The sequence below is a fragment of the Arthrobacter sp. N199823 genome (assembly GCF_002929705.1).
In the GTDB taxonomy this organism is placed as follows: domain Bacteria; phylum Actinomycetota; class Actinomycetes; order Actinomycetales; family Micrococcaceae; genus Specibacter.
The window spans coordinates 1-586 of sequence record NZ_PJIN01000066.1 but is presented as its reverse complement, the minus strand read 5'-3'; the positions used below and the strand labels follow the sequence as shown (position 1 = coordinate 586).

The following is a 586-nucleotide window of genomic DNA, read 5'->3' as shown; positions in this document are numbered from 1 at the left end:
AATGGATTGATGTTCCACCGATGCGACACTCCATTGTCATCAACCTAGGTGATCAGCTTGAGGTGATCACCAATGGCAAGTACAAGAGCGTGATGCACCGGGTGATCGCCCAAACTGATGGAAACAGAATGTCATTAGCATCATTCTACAACCCAGGCAGTGATGCAGTCATCTACCCAGCACCAGCATTGGTGGAGAAAGAAAAGGAGACAAGCGAAGTGTACCCAAAATTCGTGTTTGAGGACTACATGAAGCTTTATGCCGGTTTGAAGTTCCAGGCCAAGGAACCAAGGTTTGAGGCCATGAAGGCAATGGAACCTACTGTTAATTTGGGTCCCATTGCCACAGTTTGAGTCCTTTGCCAACAGAAAACAAATGGGGTTTGTGTGTTTCTTATGCTACTATGCTAAGCCTAGCTACTGATGAGTGTTACTGTAATAATGTTGGGAATCCAAGTTCTACTTTATATTGTGGGTTTATCAGAAAGATGTTTGGCTAGTGTGAAACTTAGGCTTGATGTACCATGCCTGCTGCTGGTGTAATGGTGGGGGAGATGAGGTGTTCTGTTGTTGAAAGTGACAAAAAC

The 586-nt window shown here is 44.7% G+C and carries 1 protein-coding gene; it reads left to right on the top strand.

Annotated elements, in window-relative coordinates:
* Window positions 1-353 (top strand): 2OG-Fe(II) oxygenase family protein (locus CXQ93_RS20265; protein WP_308470648.1); only part of this gene is annotated, 353 nt, incomplete at its 5' end.
* Window positions 354-586: the final 233 nt, after the last annotated feature.